Raw genomic sequence first — 14,829 nt, forward strand, 5'->3', positions numbered from 1 at the left:
ACATACCCTTAACACAATAGAGTATAAACTCTAGGGACTTTTAAGGAGTGCAAATGCAACCTCGCCATATTGCTGAATTAATTTTAACGGGTTTTAAAAGGCACTATCAGTTATTTCAAAAGACAACAGCCAAAGCCCCTCTTGCCTTTGCAAAAAAAGATTGGCAAGCAATTAATGATATCAGCCGTTTGCGTATCAGCTATTATGATGATCGTGTTAACGAAACCACGCAAGCGCTAAAAAAAGAAACCCCAACCGAACAACTCGATGAAAGCCTATGGCTTGAAGTTAAAAAGGTATATCAGCATTTTTTATGTTTTCATCCCCAAGCAGAGCTCGCAGAAACTTTTTATAACTCTGTATTTTGCCGGCTGTACCATAGGCGCTATTTTCATAATGACTTTATATTTGTAGAAGCAACCTTAAAAGATGCTCCTTCAGTGCCTGTAGAAGCAGAATATAGAACATACTTTCCTGTAGTTGATGGCCTCAAACCAACAATAAAACGCATTATTAGTCATTTTGATTTTAAGGCCCCATTTGTAAATTTAGAGCGTGATATTCGCCTCCTTGTTAAAGCTTTTTATAAACAAGCCCCCGATACACATCACCAACCTTGGCAAATGCGCTTTGATATTTTACACACACCTTTTTATCGTAATAAAGCAGCCTATATTGTTGGTCGTGTTGTTTCAAAAAGTGGGGTTCAGCCCTTTATAATCGCTGTATTACACGATGAAGATAACGGATTATATTTAGATGCACTTTTAACTAAGTCATCTCAAATGCGTGTTATTTTTGGCTTTGCCCGCGCCTACTTTATGGTAGAGACTCACGCACCTTCAGCACTTGTTCGATTTTTAAATCAACTTATGCCAAACAAAACACTTGCTGAGCTCTATAATGCAGTGGGTTTTCATAAACAGGGGAAAACTGAGTTTTACCGAGAGTTTTTAAATCACTTATCTCACTCTGGTGATGAGTTTACAATTGCACCGGGGACTCCCGGTATGGTGATGATGGTATTTACCCTCCCCTCATTTGGCTATGTTTTTAAAGTAATAAAAGACAAATTTGGTGAGAGTAAACCCTTTGGCCGTGATACCGTATTAAAGCGCTATCAACTAGTAAAAAACCATGATCGCGTTGGCAGAATGGCCGATACCATAGAATATTCTAACGTCGTATTTCCTTTAGCGCGTTTTGATAGTAATTTACTTGCGCAATTACATAAAACAATTGGCTCATCAATGGTAATTGAGGGCGATTGGTTGATCATCAAGCACTTGTATATTGAGCGGCGAATGACACCTCTTAACTTGTTTTTAGAAAATGCTGATGAAGAAAGTGTCGCCGATGCGATTGAAGAATATGGGCAAGCCCTAAAAGAAATGATTGCTGTTAATATATTCCCTGGTGATATGCTCTTAAAAAACTTTGGTGTAAGTAAGCACAAACGTATTATTTTTTACGATTACGATGAAGTCCAATATCTAACCGATATGAACTTTAGAGCATTACCAAAAGCAAAGAGCTATGACGACTATTTAATGGATGAACAAAGTTACTCTGTTGCACCACAGGATGTATTTCCTGAGCAGCTTTGTACATTTGTAATGCCAAACCCTATGTATAAAAAGTTTTTCCTCAGCACTCATCCAGAGCTTATAGATGTTAGCTTTTGGAAGCAGGCACAACAAAATATAAAAAATGGTCAGGTAAGTCATATTTACCCATACCCGACAGCACAGCGCTTTATTCACCACTGGTAAGCGCTAAAGGACACACACAATGAATATAAGTAAAATAGATTTAAATTTACTCGTTTACCTCGATACATTGCTTCGAGAATGCAACGTAACACGCGCTGCTAATCAATTGAGTATAACGCAACCTGCAATGAGTAATGGCCTTAAACGTCTTCGTAACTTATTTAACGACCCTATTTTAGTTCGTACCAGCGATGGTATGGTACCTACCGAGCGTGCTTTGGAGTTACAACCCGTTATTCGTGGCATTTTAATGACCCTTGAAGAAACTCTAGCACCTAATCGAGAATTTGAGGCAAGCCAAAGTAAGCGTGTGTTTAGAATAATGGCCAGTGATTACGCTGCAAGTACGTTAGCGCCAAAGCTATTAAGTAAACTACACGAAGAAGCCCCCGATACTACTTTAGATATACTCACACCAAGTGATGTCACCTTTCATGATGTAGAAAACGGTAAAGTAGATATGGCAATCAACCGTTTTGAAAACTTACCTCAGTCTTTTCATCATAAACGTATTTGGAAAGACAGTTTTTGCTGCTTAGTTAAGGCCGACAACCCTATTATTGAAAACTTTAGCCTCGACAGCTACTTAAAAGCGCGCCATATATGGGTGAGTAAAACAGGTTTTGGTGTAGGTGTGGGCATGGACCCTAAAGATGTGCAAAAACTTGGTTGGGTTGACGAAGCACTTGCCCACTTTGGTAAACATCGTAACATTGCCACTTTTACGCGTAACTACCATGTAGCGATTCATTTAGCTAAAGAGAAAAATTTGATTGCGACCCTTCCTTCAAAAGCCGCAAATATATATTTAGATGATCCGGGGCTTAAAATTTTAGAGCCACCGTTTCCAATTCCTCCTTTTGAGCTTGATATGATTTGGAGCCCACTGTTACATCGCGATGCGAGCCATATCTGGTTACGCCAAAAAGTAGCTGAAGTAGCTGAAGAGCTAAAATAACTTTATTACACAATATAATGTAAAAATTGCTAAGTTAATACTTTCCTCATTAACTTAGCCCCTTTCTGAAACACAATTAAACTAATAAAATCAAACAACTACATAAAAATAAAAACGTGGAACATACATTGCTTTTATTAAATTGAACTATACATTCATTTAATTAAAGAGGTCATTATGAACACCCATCAAGGATCAGAAGTAAATCATATTACTGACATCATTCAAGTTATGAACAGCGGCATCGACTTTTATCAAAAAGCACAGGAAAAAGTTGAAGACCCTGCTATTGGCGCACTTTTTCAGCGTATGATAGATGCCCGAAAAGTGAGTGTTGAGCGCTTGCAGCCATATGCAATTAATGAAAAAGGCGAACGCGAAGATGGTTCATCTTTCGCAGTTGAAGCACGACGTGCATACACAGCCTTACTTACTACATTCACCTCACATAACGACAGCACGTATGTAAAAGAGCTTGAAGAAGTAGAAGATAAAACGCTTGTAGAAATTAAAGCCGCTATGGATAAACCACAACCGGCTGATTGCGAAGCTGCACTGGCTAAAACATTATTAACAATGCAAAGCTGCCATGCAGAAATGAGCCGTATGCAAAAGCATTAAGCTGACATAGCGCATAACTAGAACCCAGCCTCGAGCTGGGTTTTTTATTGCCTCTAATACCAATCTGCATAGTTTTTAAAGCAATTTAACGAATTGAATTACACTATAACGATGCTAAATAGATCCCATATTTAAGCAGATCGGTATAAACACCACCTTATTTCACCACATTTTAAAAACATAATTAGTACAAATATTTAATGTTATTAGAATGTTTATTTAACCACGCTTTATCTTTGCTGTGCTAATTTTGTTAATAGGTACCTAAAACCTTGCTGTGGCGCCGCAGCATTTAATTAAAAATAAGGTCCAATATGAAAAAACTAACCAAACTACAAAATAATGCCGATGTAGATATGACCCCGATGTTAGACATAGTGTTCATATTACTAATTTTCTTTATTGTAACTACATCTTTTGTAAAACCTGTGGCTATTGAATTAAACCGACCACTCGACAGCCCTCAAATAGATAAGCCTGTTAAAAATGCTTTATTTAGAATTGATGAAAGTAACGGAGTATATTTTTCTGGGAGGTTAATTGATTTAGAGCAAGTTGCGACTAATTTAGCTATGTTCGCGGCTGAATATGAAATAAGTTCGGTACTTATAACCGCAGACGAAAACAGTACACATAATACTTTAATGAATGTAATGAATAATATTAAGCAATACGATGATTATCCAATAAGTTTGATTTCTAAATAAAATCAGCCCAAGCTAAAACCAAAAAAAGGGCCTTACGGCCCTTTGAGTTAAATAACAAAAGGGAGGTTAGTAATTAAAAACGGTATTCTGCACCTACGTAGTAGTAAGCACCGTTAAATCCAAACGGAGCCGAACGACGTGAGTAGTCAAACACACCTGAGCTGCTAATTACGGTATTACCATTAGCATCTACAATAGTACCTGAGCGAGAGTTACCTATTTCATTTTTATCTGGGTAAACATCGAACAAGTTATTTGCACCAATATTTACTGATAAGTCTTCAGTAACGAAGTAGTTAACTTTAACGTCAGTTAAAATTTCTGCGCCATACGTTTGACGACCACCATCTTCTACTGTGTATTCACCAAAACGATTAAGTGAGAGGTTAACAGTCCAATCATCACGTTGATAAAGCGCACTTAAGTTAATACGGTCCTCTGGTTGCCACTCTTCTATAATAGAGATGTCTTCAGCTGAGAATATATCTTCTACTTTTACTGTCTCAAGGCTTGAGCCAGCAGGAGAGAACAACGATACAACATCTGTTTTGGTAAAGTTAGCTGCAAGTGTAAAATCAAGTGTGCCGCCTAAACCTTCAGTGTTCCACGTTGCTACAAAATCAACACCACGTGTTTCTGTATCAGCACCATTTAAGAAAAACTGCCCTACGCCAGCACCTGCACTATTTAGTGCTGCATCAAGGCTTGTAGATAACCCTTTACCTAAGCGATCACTAATTACAATACGGTCGTCAATATCAATCGAGTAGTAATCAACGGTTACATTAATATTATCGGTAACGTTATACACAATACCTAAACTACGGTTTTGTGATTTTTCTTCTTTAAGTTTTGGAATACCTAAACTTTGCGCAAGTGTTGAATCATTTCTAAATGTACCAACTTCTTCTGCAACTAAATTCCCATTAGTATCAACAACAAATTGTGTGCTTACGTTATTAAAGTAAAGCTGCTGCATTGAAGGCGCTCTAAATCCTGAGCTTAATGCACCACGTAATGAAATATCGTCGGTAATAGACCAGTTACCAGCAAGTTTAAAGTTTACTGTATCGCCAAAACCTTTGTAGTTATCGTAGCGAAGTGCACCAGATAAAATCACATCTTCAATTACATAAGATTCTGCATCTACGTAAAATGAAATTACATCACGTGACTCATCCACTGAAGACGCAGGTGATGAACCACCAAAACCTTGTGAACCACCCGATGCATCTTCAGAGCCAACACCGCCACTTAAACCGCTGTAAATACTTACACCATTTAATGTATCGTAATCGCGGTACGCATATTCATTACCTTCTAAAATACGGTATTCATCAGTACGTATTTCAGCACCCATTGCTAACGAATAATCATCAAAGTTTTGCGTAAAATCAATATTGATTGTTTGCAGTGATAATTCCATGCCGTAAGCGTACGCTTCACGTGGAATAGTTGTACGAATATCAGCTGCACTTAAGCCTTGGTCATAACGTAAAAAGTTAGCGTATGAGGCATTGATAGTGTCACTTGTAGTGTAATCAATGCTGTTCTCACCATAGGTGTAAGATAAATCAAGGCTTGCATCGTTATCAAATTCAGTTTTATAACCAAAGTTGTACGAGATATCGTCGATAGTTGTGTTGATTTTTGGTAAGAAACCTAGCGGAATCGTTGCATCGTTATCTTGTAGTACTGGGTTACCGCCTGCATTTGCATTATGACGGAAAAATGCAGCCGACTCATTTTCGCGTGTTGAGTAAGTAATAAAGCCGTAAAGCTCGCCATCACCTAACTCGTAACCGGTATTAATTGTTAAACCAAACTGCTGAGAATCAGCATCACCAATTCTAAAGGTATCACGATCGGCTGTCAGCTCACGCGGATCGCCAGCAAGTAAAGTGCCGTCACTTAGTTCTGTACAACCATAAAACTGACAAGAGCCATGTAAACCGGCACGGTTAGTCGGTGCACGGTCACGGTAATTGATAGTTGTATTTAAATAACCGTCATCACCTAGCGCAAAGCCTTTATTAAAATCAAGGTTAATGGTTTCGCCATCGCCTTCAGAATATTGACCGTAGTTAATAGCCGCTTTACCACCTTCGCTACCATCTTTAAGCACAATATTAATAACACCTGCAATTGCATCAGAACCATACTGAGCAGCAGCGCCATCACGTAATACTTCAATGCGTTTAATTGCAGAGGCTGGAATTGCATTCATGTCAGTACCTGCGGTACCACGCCCAACAGAGCCATTAATATGAATAATACTTGCTTGATGACGACGTTTGCCGTTAATTAACACCAATGTTTGATCAGGGCCCAAACCGCGAAGTGTCGCAGGTCTTAAAGCATCAGTACCATCACTAATTGCAGAGCTTGAAAAGTTAAATGAAGGGGCGATAGACTGTAGCATACGACCAACTTCTGTTTGGCCTGTATTTTCAAGCGCTTCTGCACTTAGGATATCTACTGGAACGGGTAAATCTTCAACTGAACGTCCTGCTACACGGCTACCGACAATAGCAATTTTTTCAATTTTTTCTTGAGCGACTTCTTCTGCTGCGTTTACACCTTGCGAATTTACTGCAAGTAAAGCTGGTAATACTGCTGCACTGACCGCTGAAAGCTTCATCATGTTGTTATCATTCCTGTTGATTTGTTTGAGTTTTATACTCAGTAAACCATTTTGATCAACAACCGCATCGAGCTCAGTCCCACCTAATAATGCCTCTAGGGCATCTAGCTGAGTGTAAAATCCATAAACTGAATTTGCGTCATACTGCTTTGCCAACTCATAAGAAAACACCACGGTTTGCTCTGTTTGTTTAGCATATTCAATTAAGGCTTTGTCTGCTCGCTGCGCTTTTATATCAAATTGCACCATTTGCCCAGTGGTTTGTGTTGCTGCTTGTACACTTAAACTAAAAATAGCCGGTGCAAGCACACTAAATCCACTCAATAAATGCGTTTGGTTACTGCGCAACTTATATAAACAGCTGACAAACAAAAATCCTCTATGGGTTTGTTTCTTTTTTTTAATGTTTTTTTTACGTTCAATCTTTATTGATGCAACTTTATCTAACATTAGTTTGATTTGCATAACGTCTACTTATGATTCTGTATGGTGTTTTAGCGTTACTACATGCTCACCTAAACGCTCATGATCAATCGAAAAGTTAGTTTGTAAACTTTCTAGTAAACCTTCGACGTCACCGGCTTTAAATACTCCAGCCACTTTAATACTGGCAAGCTCAGCTGATGAAAGCTCAAAACGTGTGGCTGTATAGCGGCTTACTTCATTTAAAGCATCGCTCAGCTCTTCTCCATTAAAAATAAGCATCCCGTTTTGCCATGCCAAATCGCGTTGTACGTCGTTCATTGAAAGCTGCGTAATTGGCTTTGTAACACTTTGCTCAATAACTGCTTTTTCGCCTGAGGTAACAATATTGGCATTAATTTGACGAATTTTTTGCGTGCTATTATCTGCAAGTTGATAATCTTTAAAGTCATTTGCATCAACCGCTACACTTGGGTCAGTGATCATCACTTTGCCTTCAGTAACCACCAGCTCTAAATCTGATGATGTATTGCGTTGTACATTAAATACCGTGCCTAACGCGGTAAAACTTTTATCGCCAGCCATAACACTAAACGGACGCGTGGCATCTTTTGCTACATTAAAGCGCCCTTCCCCACGACTAAGTAATAACTGCCTGCGGCCTTTACTATAAGCAACTTCTAGTAAGCTATTAGTATTAAGCTGCACTATGGTGCCGTCTGGCAATACATACGTTGCTTGCTCACCTACTTTTGTTTTGTAAATTTTAGTGTAATTAACTTTTGCAAGCTCTTGGTTGTAGCCATTTTCTAAGTTAATTAATAAGTAGCTGCATACCATTAACGCTGCAAACAAACTCGCTGCAATTGAGTAAGAAAACATCCACTTGTTTTTTGATGTTTTAGTATTGTTGCGCTGAGGAAATAAATGACTTAATTCGTTTAATACTGAAAGCTCATCCCAAAGCTGAGCAAGCTCGTATATAGACTCTTGATGTGCGGTGCTTTGCATCATCCATAATTTAAATTGCTCTTTTTCATCATCAGTTAAACCACGATCAATCGCGCTTATCCAATCACATGACTTTTCTAAGATTAAATCTTTTGAATTAAATTGATGAACATTACTCATTCTGCGACCCTCTTAACTGATATAGGATGTGCCTGAGCTTTAGGGTTCGTTTGAGGGCTTTGCTCATGTTCACGCATGTATAACATGGTTTGTAACAATCCTTTGGCAATGTGTTTTTCAACAGTGCTTTGGCTTAACTGCATTTGGTCTGCTATCTCTTTTTGGCTCATACCGTAAACTTTTTTTAATATAAAGCATTTACGAATCGATGAGCTTAGTTGCTCAGTAGCTCTACAAAAAAGTAAAAAACGCTCTTTAGATGTGTATTCGTCTTCGAGCTTCATTGATTTGAGTAATACGGGCAATTCGTTATCGTTTTCTAACGAATCATTAAATTTGTTGTCCCACTTAGCTATATGGTTAAGTGCTAGATGTTTTGCTGTTTTTAGCATATAACTGCGGGTAAACTGGATGTCTTGTTTTAAATCAGCTTCATAGCTTTTTACAAAAGTTTCTTGCACAATATCTTCTACATCGTCGGGTTGAACAATGCGCGATACAAAACGTTTGAGCTGTTTAGAAATATCAACAAATGTTGACGTGAACTTTACTTTTTTCGTCATCCTTAACATCCACCTGTTGTTATTTTTATTATTAGGGCGTGTTGGCCTTTCGTGGTTGAATTTGCAGCATAAATGCCAAACATGCGCTGCCCTTTGGGTTCAATCCACAAAGGTTAACACGCCCCAATAGATTACGAGTTTTTGATATAAAAACAAGCTCAAATGTTAATTCTGAGTTATTTAAATGCATAGGAAGATAAATGAGTAAACTTTTAGATTATATACGACTTAGTTTCTTTGCATTCGGTTTACTACTTGGGGTGCAAATTCCTGCATTTGTCAGTGACTTTGGCCAAGCATTATCAGCCCAATTAATTGAAGCTAGTAATGCCGTTGCGCCTTTTAAAAGCGACGCAGCTAAGTATTTTAACAACGATGTAAATAAGCTAATAAAACACTACCAAGATATTGATGATGAAATTGTCAATAAAGGGGCAAGTAATATCAGTACTCTTTACGAGCGACAGCAAGATTTACAGATTGCCGTAGATAGGTTTGAGAAGTCTCCATATATATTTACTATCATCAGTGGCATGAGCGATATAAAGCAACAAGTATGGCAACGCTTTGAAGGTCAAATCATTTTGAAAAAAGACTCTATTATAGCCGCCATTGTTGCAGCCATAATTGTTGCCTTGCTTGCAGAGCTTACTGGTTATTTGTTTTTAACTGGAGTAAAACGCTCATTTAAACGCTTATTCGCAGCTCAAAAATAGTGATTTCATAAAATCATAAAATACATCGGTTTTGCGGGTTGTTAAACTATTTTGCGGACGTAAAAACCAAACCGGTGCATCATCTTGTGCCATTACCCCAGGCATAACTTCAACCAAAATACCGTTTTTAAGATCTTCATTAATCGCTATTTTTGATTTAATAGCAATACCATGACCTGCAATGGCAGCTTGTGTCATATTATCGGAGTTTGAAATAGTAAAACGAGTTTTAGCATTAAAGGTATGTATTTTTTTGTGTTCGTCAAAAAGCTTTAACTGGCGTTGCCATGGCAGACAAACCCAATAATGCTCACTCAATTGCGTTAAATTTTCAGGCATGCCGTACTTTTCTATATAGCTAGGAGCTGCACACAGTATGCGACTATTGTTTACGATTTTACGAGAAAGTAATCCTGAGTCATTTAATTTTCCCACCCTAATTGCAACATCTTGCGCGTCATCAACCACATTTACAAAATGATCCGTTATTAAAAAATCAAGCTTTAGTTCAGGGTAAGCTTGCTCAAACTCATTGAGTTTAGGCATTACGTATTTTGAAAAAACCCAAGGCGGCATGGTCACGCGTAGTAAACCACTCACCGATGCGCTGCGCGCGCCAATACTATGTTCAGCATCGTGTAGAGCTTCTATTATAGCCCCCACACGCGTATAAAATATTTCACCTGCGGGAGATAACCGTACTCGCCTGCTATCTCTAAAAACTAGTACTGTAGCAAGCTCACGCTCTAGTTTACTTAAGCGATGGCTCACCGTTGCAGGCGATAAACGCTGCTCGTGGGCAGCAGCAAGCACGCCCTTATTTTCAACTACAGCTATAAATGTTTCTAGGTCGCTTAAATTATACATAAAGATGCCATTGTGCACTTTTCAATGTTTAATATTTTCGAATGAAGCTTTCAGTATTGCAATGTTTATTTAAATATCTAAAACACTATAATTGCAAATAGTTTAATTATTGAGGTTCAATCATGAGTTTAAAAGCGCAAATAGATGCCTATAACGTACAAAAAGATGCCAAATTACCGGCTGACGTTTTGGCACTAATGAACACTACAAACGAAGAGCTAATTGCACAGCATATTAGAGACAATGCATTGCAAATTGGTCAAAAAGTAGAAAATTTTAGCTTAGCCAACCATAACGGCGAAAACATTGAGCTTGCAGATTTATTAAAAAAAGGCCCGGTAATCATTAGCTTTTACCGTGGTGGCTGGTGCCCATATTGTAATTTAGAACTAAAAGCACTTAACGACTACTTACCACAATTTAAAACTCAAAGTGCTCAGTTAATCGCAATATCACCACAACTACCTGATGAAACTCTCTCAACTGCACAAAAAAACGACCTTGAATTTGACGTGCTTTGCGATGTGAGCAATAAAGTAGCTGAGCAATTTGGTTTATTGTTTACACTTGATGAGCGTATTCAAGCGTTATATACACAATTTGGTATTGATTTTGAACACTACTACGGCGATAAAAGCTTTAAATTACCGCTACCGGCCACCTATGTGATAAACCAAGAAGGTGTTATTACATACGCATTTTTAAGCGAAGATTACACCCTACGCGCAGAACCTATTGATGTTATGACAGCACTTGAATCGGAGAATAATTAATGTCTATTTTAAAATCGTTAAAAACACTTACTCTTTCGCTACTTGTGGGCACAAGCCTTGTATCTGGTTATGCAGTCGCTGATGAAACAAAAGAACAAGCAAAACCTAAAGTGCTTATTTTTGATGTAAACGAAACCCTACTTGATTTAACGTCAATGCGTACCTCTATTGGTAAAGCGCTAGGCGGACGTGAAGATTTATTACCACTGTGGTTTTCAACTATGCTGCATCATTCATTAGTAGATACTGTAAGCGGTAGTTATCACGACTTTGGGCAAATCGGTGTGGCGTCACTCCTTATGGTTGCTCAAAACAACAACATTAATATTACAAGTGAACAAGCTAAAACAGCTATCGTTACGCCTCTTTTAACGCTTCCTCCACACAGCGATGTTAAAGAAGGACTGGCAAAACTCAAAGCACAGGGCTATAAGTTAGTAAGCCTTACAAATTCTTCAAACAAAGGTGTAAAGGCACAGTTTGAAAGCGCTGGTTTAATGTCTTACTTTGATGCGCGTTACAGCATTGAAGATATAAAAATTTACAAACCAGACTTACGTGCGTATGAGTGGGTACTTAAAAAGCTAAACGTAGCACCAAATGAAGCAATGATGGTTGCAGCCCATGGTTGGGATGTTGCTGGTGCAAAAGAAGCTGGCTTACAAACCACTTTTATAGCACGCCCAGGTAAGGCACTTTACCCACTAGCTAAAAAACCAGATCACGTTGTGAAAGATTTACATGAATTAGCCGCTCTACTTAAATAAGTACACGCTGATGAATCAATACCCAAGCGGCCAATGTTAGGATGACATTGGCCGCTTTTTTATAACTAACCCTAAATATGTCTTAGTGTATTTATTTTCATAATTAGTATGTTAAAAATTGAATGTAAACAAAGCATTTAGCCCGCTATGCGTTATTTTATCTGCTAGCAATTTAGTACTCACAACGCTACTATTAAATAAATACGTGGTGGAGAACATAATGAATAGTGAAAGATTAGGTGAGTTTGAGCAGTACTTTCAAATTAATGAAAGTATAAGAGTAAATTTATTCCCCGTATCAACCGGACAAGTTCCTAAATCGCAGCTTGAGCTTGAAGACGACATTCCCCCACTATTTAGATTAGCAAATGAAGTAAGTGAGCTTGAGCAAAGCTCGTTACGCCCACTGCGTAACTTAGGCGATATAGCACAAGAGCTAGCTACATTTTTACAAGCGCAGTCACGTAAAATAGATTTAATAATGAGCCATATTTTGGCCTCAGAACAAGCCCAAGATAACGCAATACAATGTGATAGCTACGGCGGTGGCGGTATTCGTTTTACATCACCTGAAGTACACTCAATTGGCCAAGCATTTAGAACCAAACTATTTTTGCACCACGAGGCCTCTGCGGTTTATTGTTACACCGAAGTTGTAGCAGTAGAAAAACAAGATAGCGAACACTACCAATACACTATGCTCTTTACCGCAATTAGAACTACGGACCAAGAACTTATTGTTAGAGCGAGTTTACATGCTCAAACCCGCCAACTTAAAAAACGTCAAGAACTTGATCAAAACCAAGGCGACCTAAACAGTGATAATTAGCTGACATCTTTATGTAAAATGCTAAACTAGCGCCATCTTAATTAGTATATAAAATTCATGAACTTTAGACTTTTACCAGAATGGGCCGAGCAAGACGCTGTTATGCTTACATGGCCTCACAAAGACACCGATTGGGCCGACAACTTAGCGCGTGTAGAACCTGTATATATTGAACTTGCTAAACACATAACAACGCAGCAACAGCTTGTTATTGTGGCGCATAACAGTGCCTTAAAAGTGCATATTACAGCATTACTAAATAGTGCTAACGTCTCTCTTAATCGTGTTCATTTTGTAGTAACGCCTACTAACGATACATGGGCGCGCGATCATGGTCCGCTTACTTGCGCCGCTATTGATTCAACAGAACAATTAAAAGTATATGATTTTACTTTTAATGGTTGGGGCAATAAGTTTGAAAGCGCATTAGACAATCAAATTAATCGCACTTTGGTAAAAGAGCTAAGTAGTACAAACAACCAATATCAAGCGCTCGATATGGTACTTGAAGGTGGCGGTATTGAAATAAACGAGCACGGTGTGTTGCTAACAACCAGCGAATGTTTGCTTAATAAAAACCGTAACCCTGATTTAAACCCAAATGATATTGAAGCACTTTTAAAAGAGCACTTAGGCGCGACGAGTTTTTTATGGGTTGAACATGGCTATTTAGCGGGCGATGACACCGACAGCCACATTGATACTTTAGTGCGTTTTGCTCCAAATAATACCCTTGTATATGTGCAGTGTGACGATAAAACTGATGAGCACTTTAGCGCACTTGATGCGATGGAAAAACAACTAAAAACCTTTAAAACTGCCGATAACACCCCATATAACTTAATTGAGTTACCGTGGCCAAAAGCCGCTTATGACGATGAGCAAACACGCTTACCGGCTACCTACGCTAACTACTTAATTATTAATAATGCTGTGCTTGTGCCAACGTATAATGATGCCAATGATGAGCGTGCTCTTGCGCAAGTTCAAAAAGCATACCCACAACACACTATTATTGGCGTAAATTGCCAACCAATTATTGAACAATTTGGCAGCCTGCACTGTATTACAATGCAATTACCTCGTGGATTTTTAGCTGGAGCAGCACAATGACAAGCCCTGCAAAATTAACCGTTGCGTTAGTGCAACAAAGCAATACCGATAACGCTCAGGACAATATGGCAAAATCAATGAGTGCCATTCGTGAAGCCGCTCAAAAAGGTGCAAAACTGGTTGTACTCCAAGAGCTACACCGAAGCCTCTATTTTTGCCAAACCGAAAATGTTGACGTATTTGATTTAGCCGAAACCATTCCAGGCCCTAGCAGTAATGCCTTAGGTGAGCTTGCTAAAGAGCTAAGCATTGTTATTGTCGCGTCTTTATTTGAAAAGCGCGCTACGGGCCTTTATCACAATACTGCAGTTGTATTAGAGCAAGACGGCAGTATTGCAGGTAAATACCGCAAAATGCATATTCCTGATGATCCAGGTTTTTACGAAAAATTTTACTTTACCCCAGGTGATATCGGTTTTGAGCCTATTCAAACCTCGGTGGGTAAATTAGGCGTGCTAGTATGTTGGGATCAATGGTTTCCTGAAGCTGCACGTTTAATGGCAATGGCTGGCGCTGAGGTATTAATTTACCCAACCGCTATCGGTTGGGATCCTAACGACGACATTGCTGAGCAAACTCGTCAAAAAGATGCGTGGGTTATTAGCCAGCGTGCCCATGCTGTTGCCAATGGCGTGCCGGTAATTAGCTGTAACCGCGTTGGCCATGAAAGTGACCCTAGTGCGCAAAGCGATGGTATTTCGTTTTGGGGCAATTCGTTTATTGCAGGCCCACAAGGTGAACTATTAGCAGAGGCTAATAATACTGATGAGCAAATTTTAGTAGTAGAAATTGATCAAAAACGCTCAGAAAACGTAAGACGTATTTGGCCTTTCTTACGTGACCGTAGAATAGATCACTATAAAGACCTAACAAAAATATACCGAGACTAAGTAACCTTAACTCAAGATGGCTCTTACTTGCTAAGAGCCAACTATAAATGGAGTA

The 14,829-nt window shown here is 38.7% G+C and carries 14 protein-coding genes; 10 read left to right on the plus strand and 4 right to left on the minus strand.

The genetic code is table 11. The features are described 5' to 3' along the window. The first annotated feature begins 53 nt into the window (after positions 1 to 53). The 4 genes from aceK to H5120_RS14880 all read left to right on the plus strand — a co-directional run bounded on the left by aceK (position 54) and on the right by H5120_RS14880 (position 4,058). On the plus strand, positions 54 to 1,772 hold the full coding sequence (aceK, locus tag H5120_RS14865; RefSeq protein WP_182675353.1) for a bifunctional isocitrate dehydrogenase kinase/phosphatase: 1,719 nt from the start codon (positions 54 to 56) through the stop codon (positions 1,770 to 1,772). Positions 1,773 to 1,791: 19 nt separating this feature from the next. Next, positions 1,792 to 2,730 carry a LysR family transcriptional regulator gene (locus H5120_RS14870; RefSeq protein WP_002961484.1) on the plus strand — a complete coding sequence of 313 codons (939 nt, stop codon included), beginning with the start codon at positions 1,792 to 1,794 and terminating at the stop codon, positions 2,728 to 2,730. A gap of 177 nt (positions 2,731 to 2,907) precedes the next feature. Then, positions 2,908 to 3,351, plus strand: a complete 444-nt coding sequence (locus H5120_RS14875) for a PA2169 family four-helix-bundle protein (RefSeq protein ID WP_024594386.1) — start codon at positions 2,908 to 2,910, stop codon at positions 3,349 to 3,351. Positions 3,352 to 3,665: 314 nt separating this feature from the next. After that, complete coding sequence (locus H5120_RS14880) at positions 3,666 to 4,058, plus strand: biopolymer transporter ExbD (RefSeq protein WP_182675355.1); 393 nt, start codon at positions 3,666 to 3,668, stop codon at positions 4,056 to 4,058. Positions 4,059 to 4,131: 73 nt separating this feature from the next. Here the strand turns inward: H5120_RS14880 and H5120_RS14885 are convergent, their stop codons facing one another. Genes H5120_RS14885 through H5120_RS14895 form a run of 3 tightly spaced genes read right to left on the minus strand, consistent with a single transcriptional unit; the run spans position 4,132 to position 8,819 of the window. Next, a complete protein-coding gene (locus H5120_RS14885) occupies positions 4,132 to 7,167 on the minus strand; it encodes a TonB-dependent siderophore receptor (protein WP_182675357.1) in 3,036 nt (1,011 codons plus the stop codon). Positions 7,168 to 7,176: 9 nt separating this feature from the next. Beyond that, positions 7,177 to 8,256, minus strand: coding sequence for a FecR family protein (locus H5120_RS14890; RefSeq protein ID WP_182675359.1), 1,080 nt, complete (start codon positions 8,254 to 8,256; stop codon positions 7,177 to 7,179). Continuing rightward, positions 8,253 to 8,819 (minus strand): RNA polymerase sigma factor, encoded by a 567-nt coding sequence (locus H5120_RS14895; RefSeq protein ID WP_002961494.1) that lies wholly within the window; start codon positions 8,817 to 8,819, stop codon positions 8,253 to 8,255. Before H5120_RS14895 ends, H5120_RS14890 begins: the two co-directional genes overlap by 4 nt. A 200-nt stretch (positions 8,820 to 9,019) precedes the next feature. On the opposite strand from H5120_RS14895, the gene H5120_RS14900 reads away from it, so the two are divergent. Further along, complete coding sequence (locus tag H5120_RS14900; RefSeq protein WP_182675361.1) at positions 9,020 to 9,535, plus strand: DUF2937 family protein; 516 nt, start codon at positions 9,020 to 9,022, stop codon at positions 9,533 to 9,535. Here the strand turns inward: H5120_RS14900 and H5120_RS14905 are convergent. Beyond that, on the minus strand, positions 9,515 to 10,402 hold the full coding sequence (locus tag H5120_RS14905) for a LysR family transcriptional regulator (protein ID WP_182675363.1): 888 nt from the start codon (positions 10,400 to 10,402) through the stop codon (positions 9,515 to 9,517). The genes H5120_RS14900 and H5120_RS14905 overlap by 21 nt on opposite strands. A gap of 122 nt (positions 10,403 to 10,524) precedes the next feature. Here H5120_RS14905 and H5120_RS14910 point away from each other — a divergent pair, with 122 nt between their 5' ends. The 5 genes from H5120_RS14910 to H5120_RS14930 all read left to right on the plus strand — a co-directional run bounded on the left by H5120_RS14910 (position 10,525) and on the right by H5120_RS14930 (position 14,774). After that, positions 10,525 to 11,175, plus strand: coding sequence for a peroxiredoxin-like family protein (locus tag H5120_RS14910; RefSeq protein WP_182675365.1), 651 nt, complete (start codon positions 10,525 to 10,527; stop codon positions 11,173 to 11,175). Then, complete coding sequence (locus tag H5120_RS14915) at positions 11,175 to 11,942, plus strand: haloacid dehalogenase type II (RefSeq protein WP_182675367.1); 768 nt, start codon at positions 11,175 to 11,177, stop codon at positions 11,940 to 11,942. The genes H5120_RS14910 and H5120_RS14915 overlap by 1 nt, the downstream gene beginning before the upstream one ends. A gap of 220 nt (positions 11,943 to 12,162) precedes the next feature. Continuing rightward, entirely contained in the window at positions 12,163 to 12,771 is a 609-nt protein-coding gene (locus tag H5120_RS14920; protein ID WP_182675369.1) for a PilZ domain-containing protein, read from the plus strand. A 57-nt stretch (positions 12,772 to 12,828) separates the two neighbouring features. After that, the gene (locus H5120_RS14925) at positions 12,829 to 13,884 is read left to right on the plus strand and encodes an agmatine/peptidylarginine deiminase (protein ID WP_165723941.1); all 1,056 of its coding nucleotides are present in this window, start codon (positions 12,829 to 12,831) and stop codon (positions 13,882 to 13,884) included. After that, positions 13,881 to 14,774, plus strand: a complete 894-nt coding sequence (locus H5120_RS14930) for a carbon-nitrogen hydrolase (protein ID WP_033028301.1) — start codon at positions 13,881 to 13,883, stop codon at positions 14,772 to 14,774. Before H5120_RS14925 ends, H5120_RS14930 begins: the two co-directional genes overlap by 4 nt. Positions 14,775 to 14,829: the final 55 nt, after the last annotated feature.

Origin of the sequence: Pseudoalteromonas sp. SR43-2 (assembly GCF_014163885.1) — a bacterium.
Taxonomy (GTDB): Bacteria; Pseudomonadota; Gammaproteobacteria; order Enterobacterales; family Alteromonadaceae; genus Pseudoalteromonas; species Pseudoalteromonas distincta.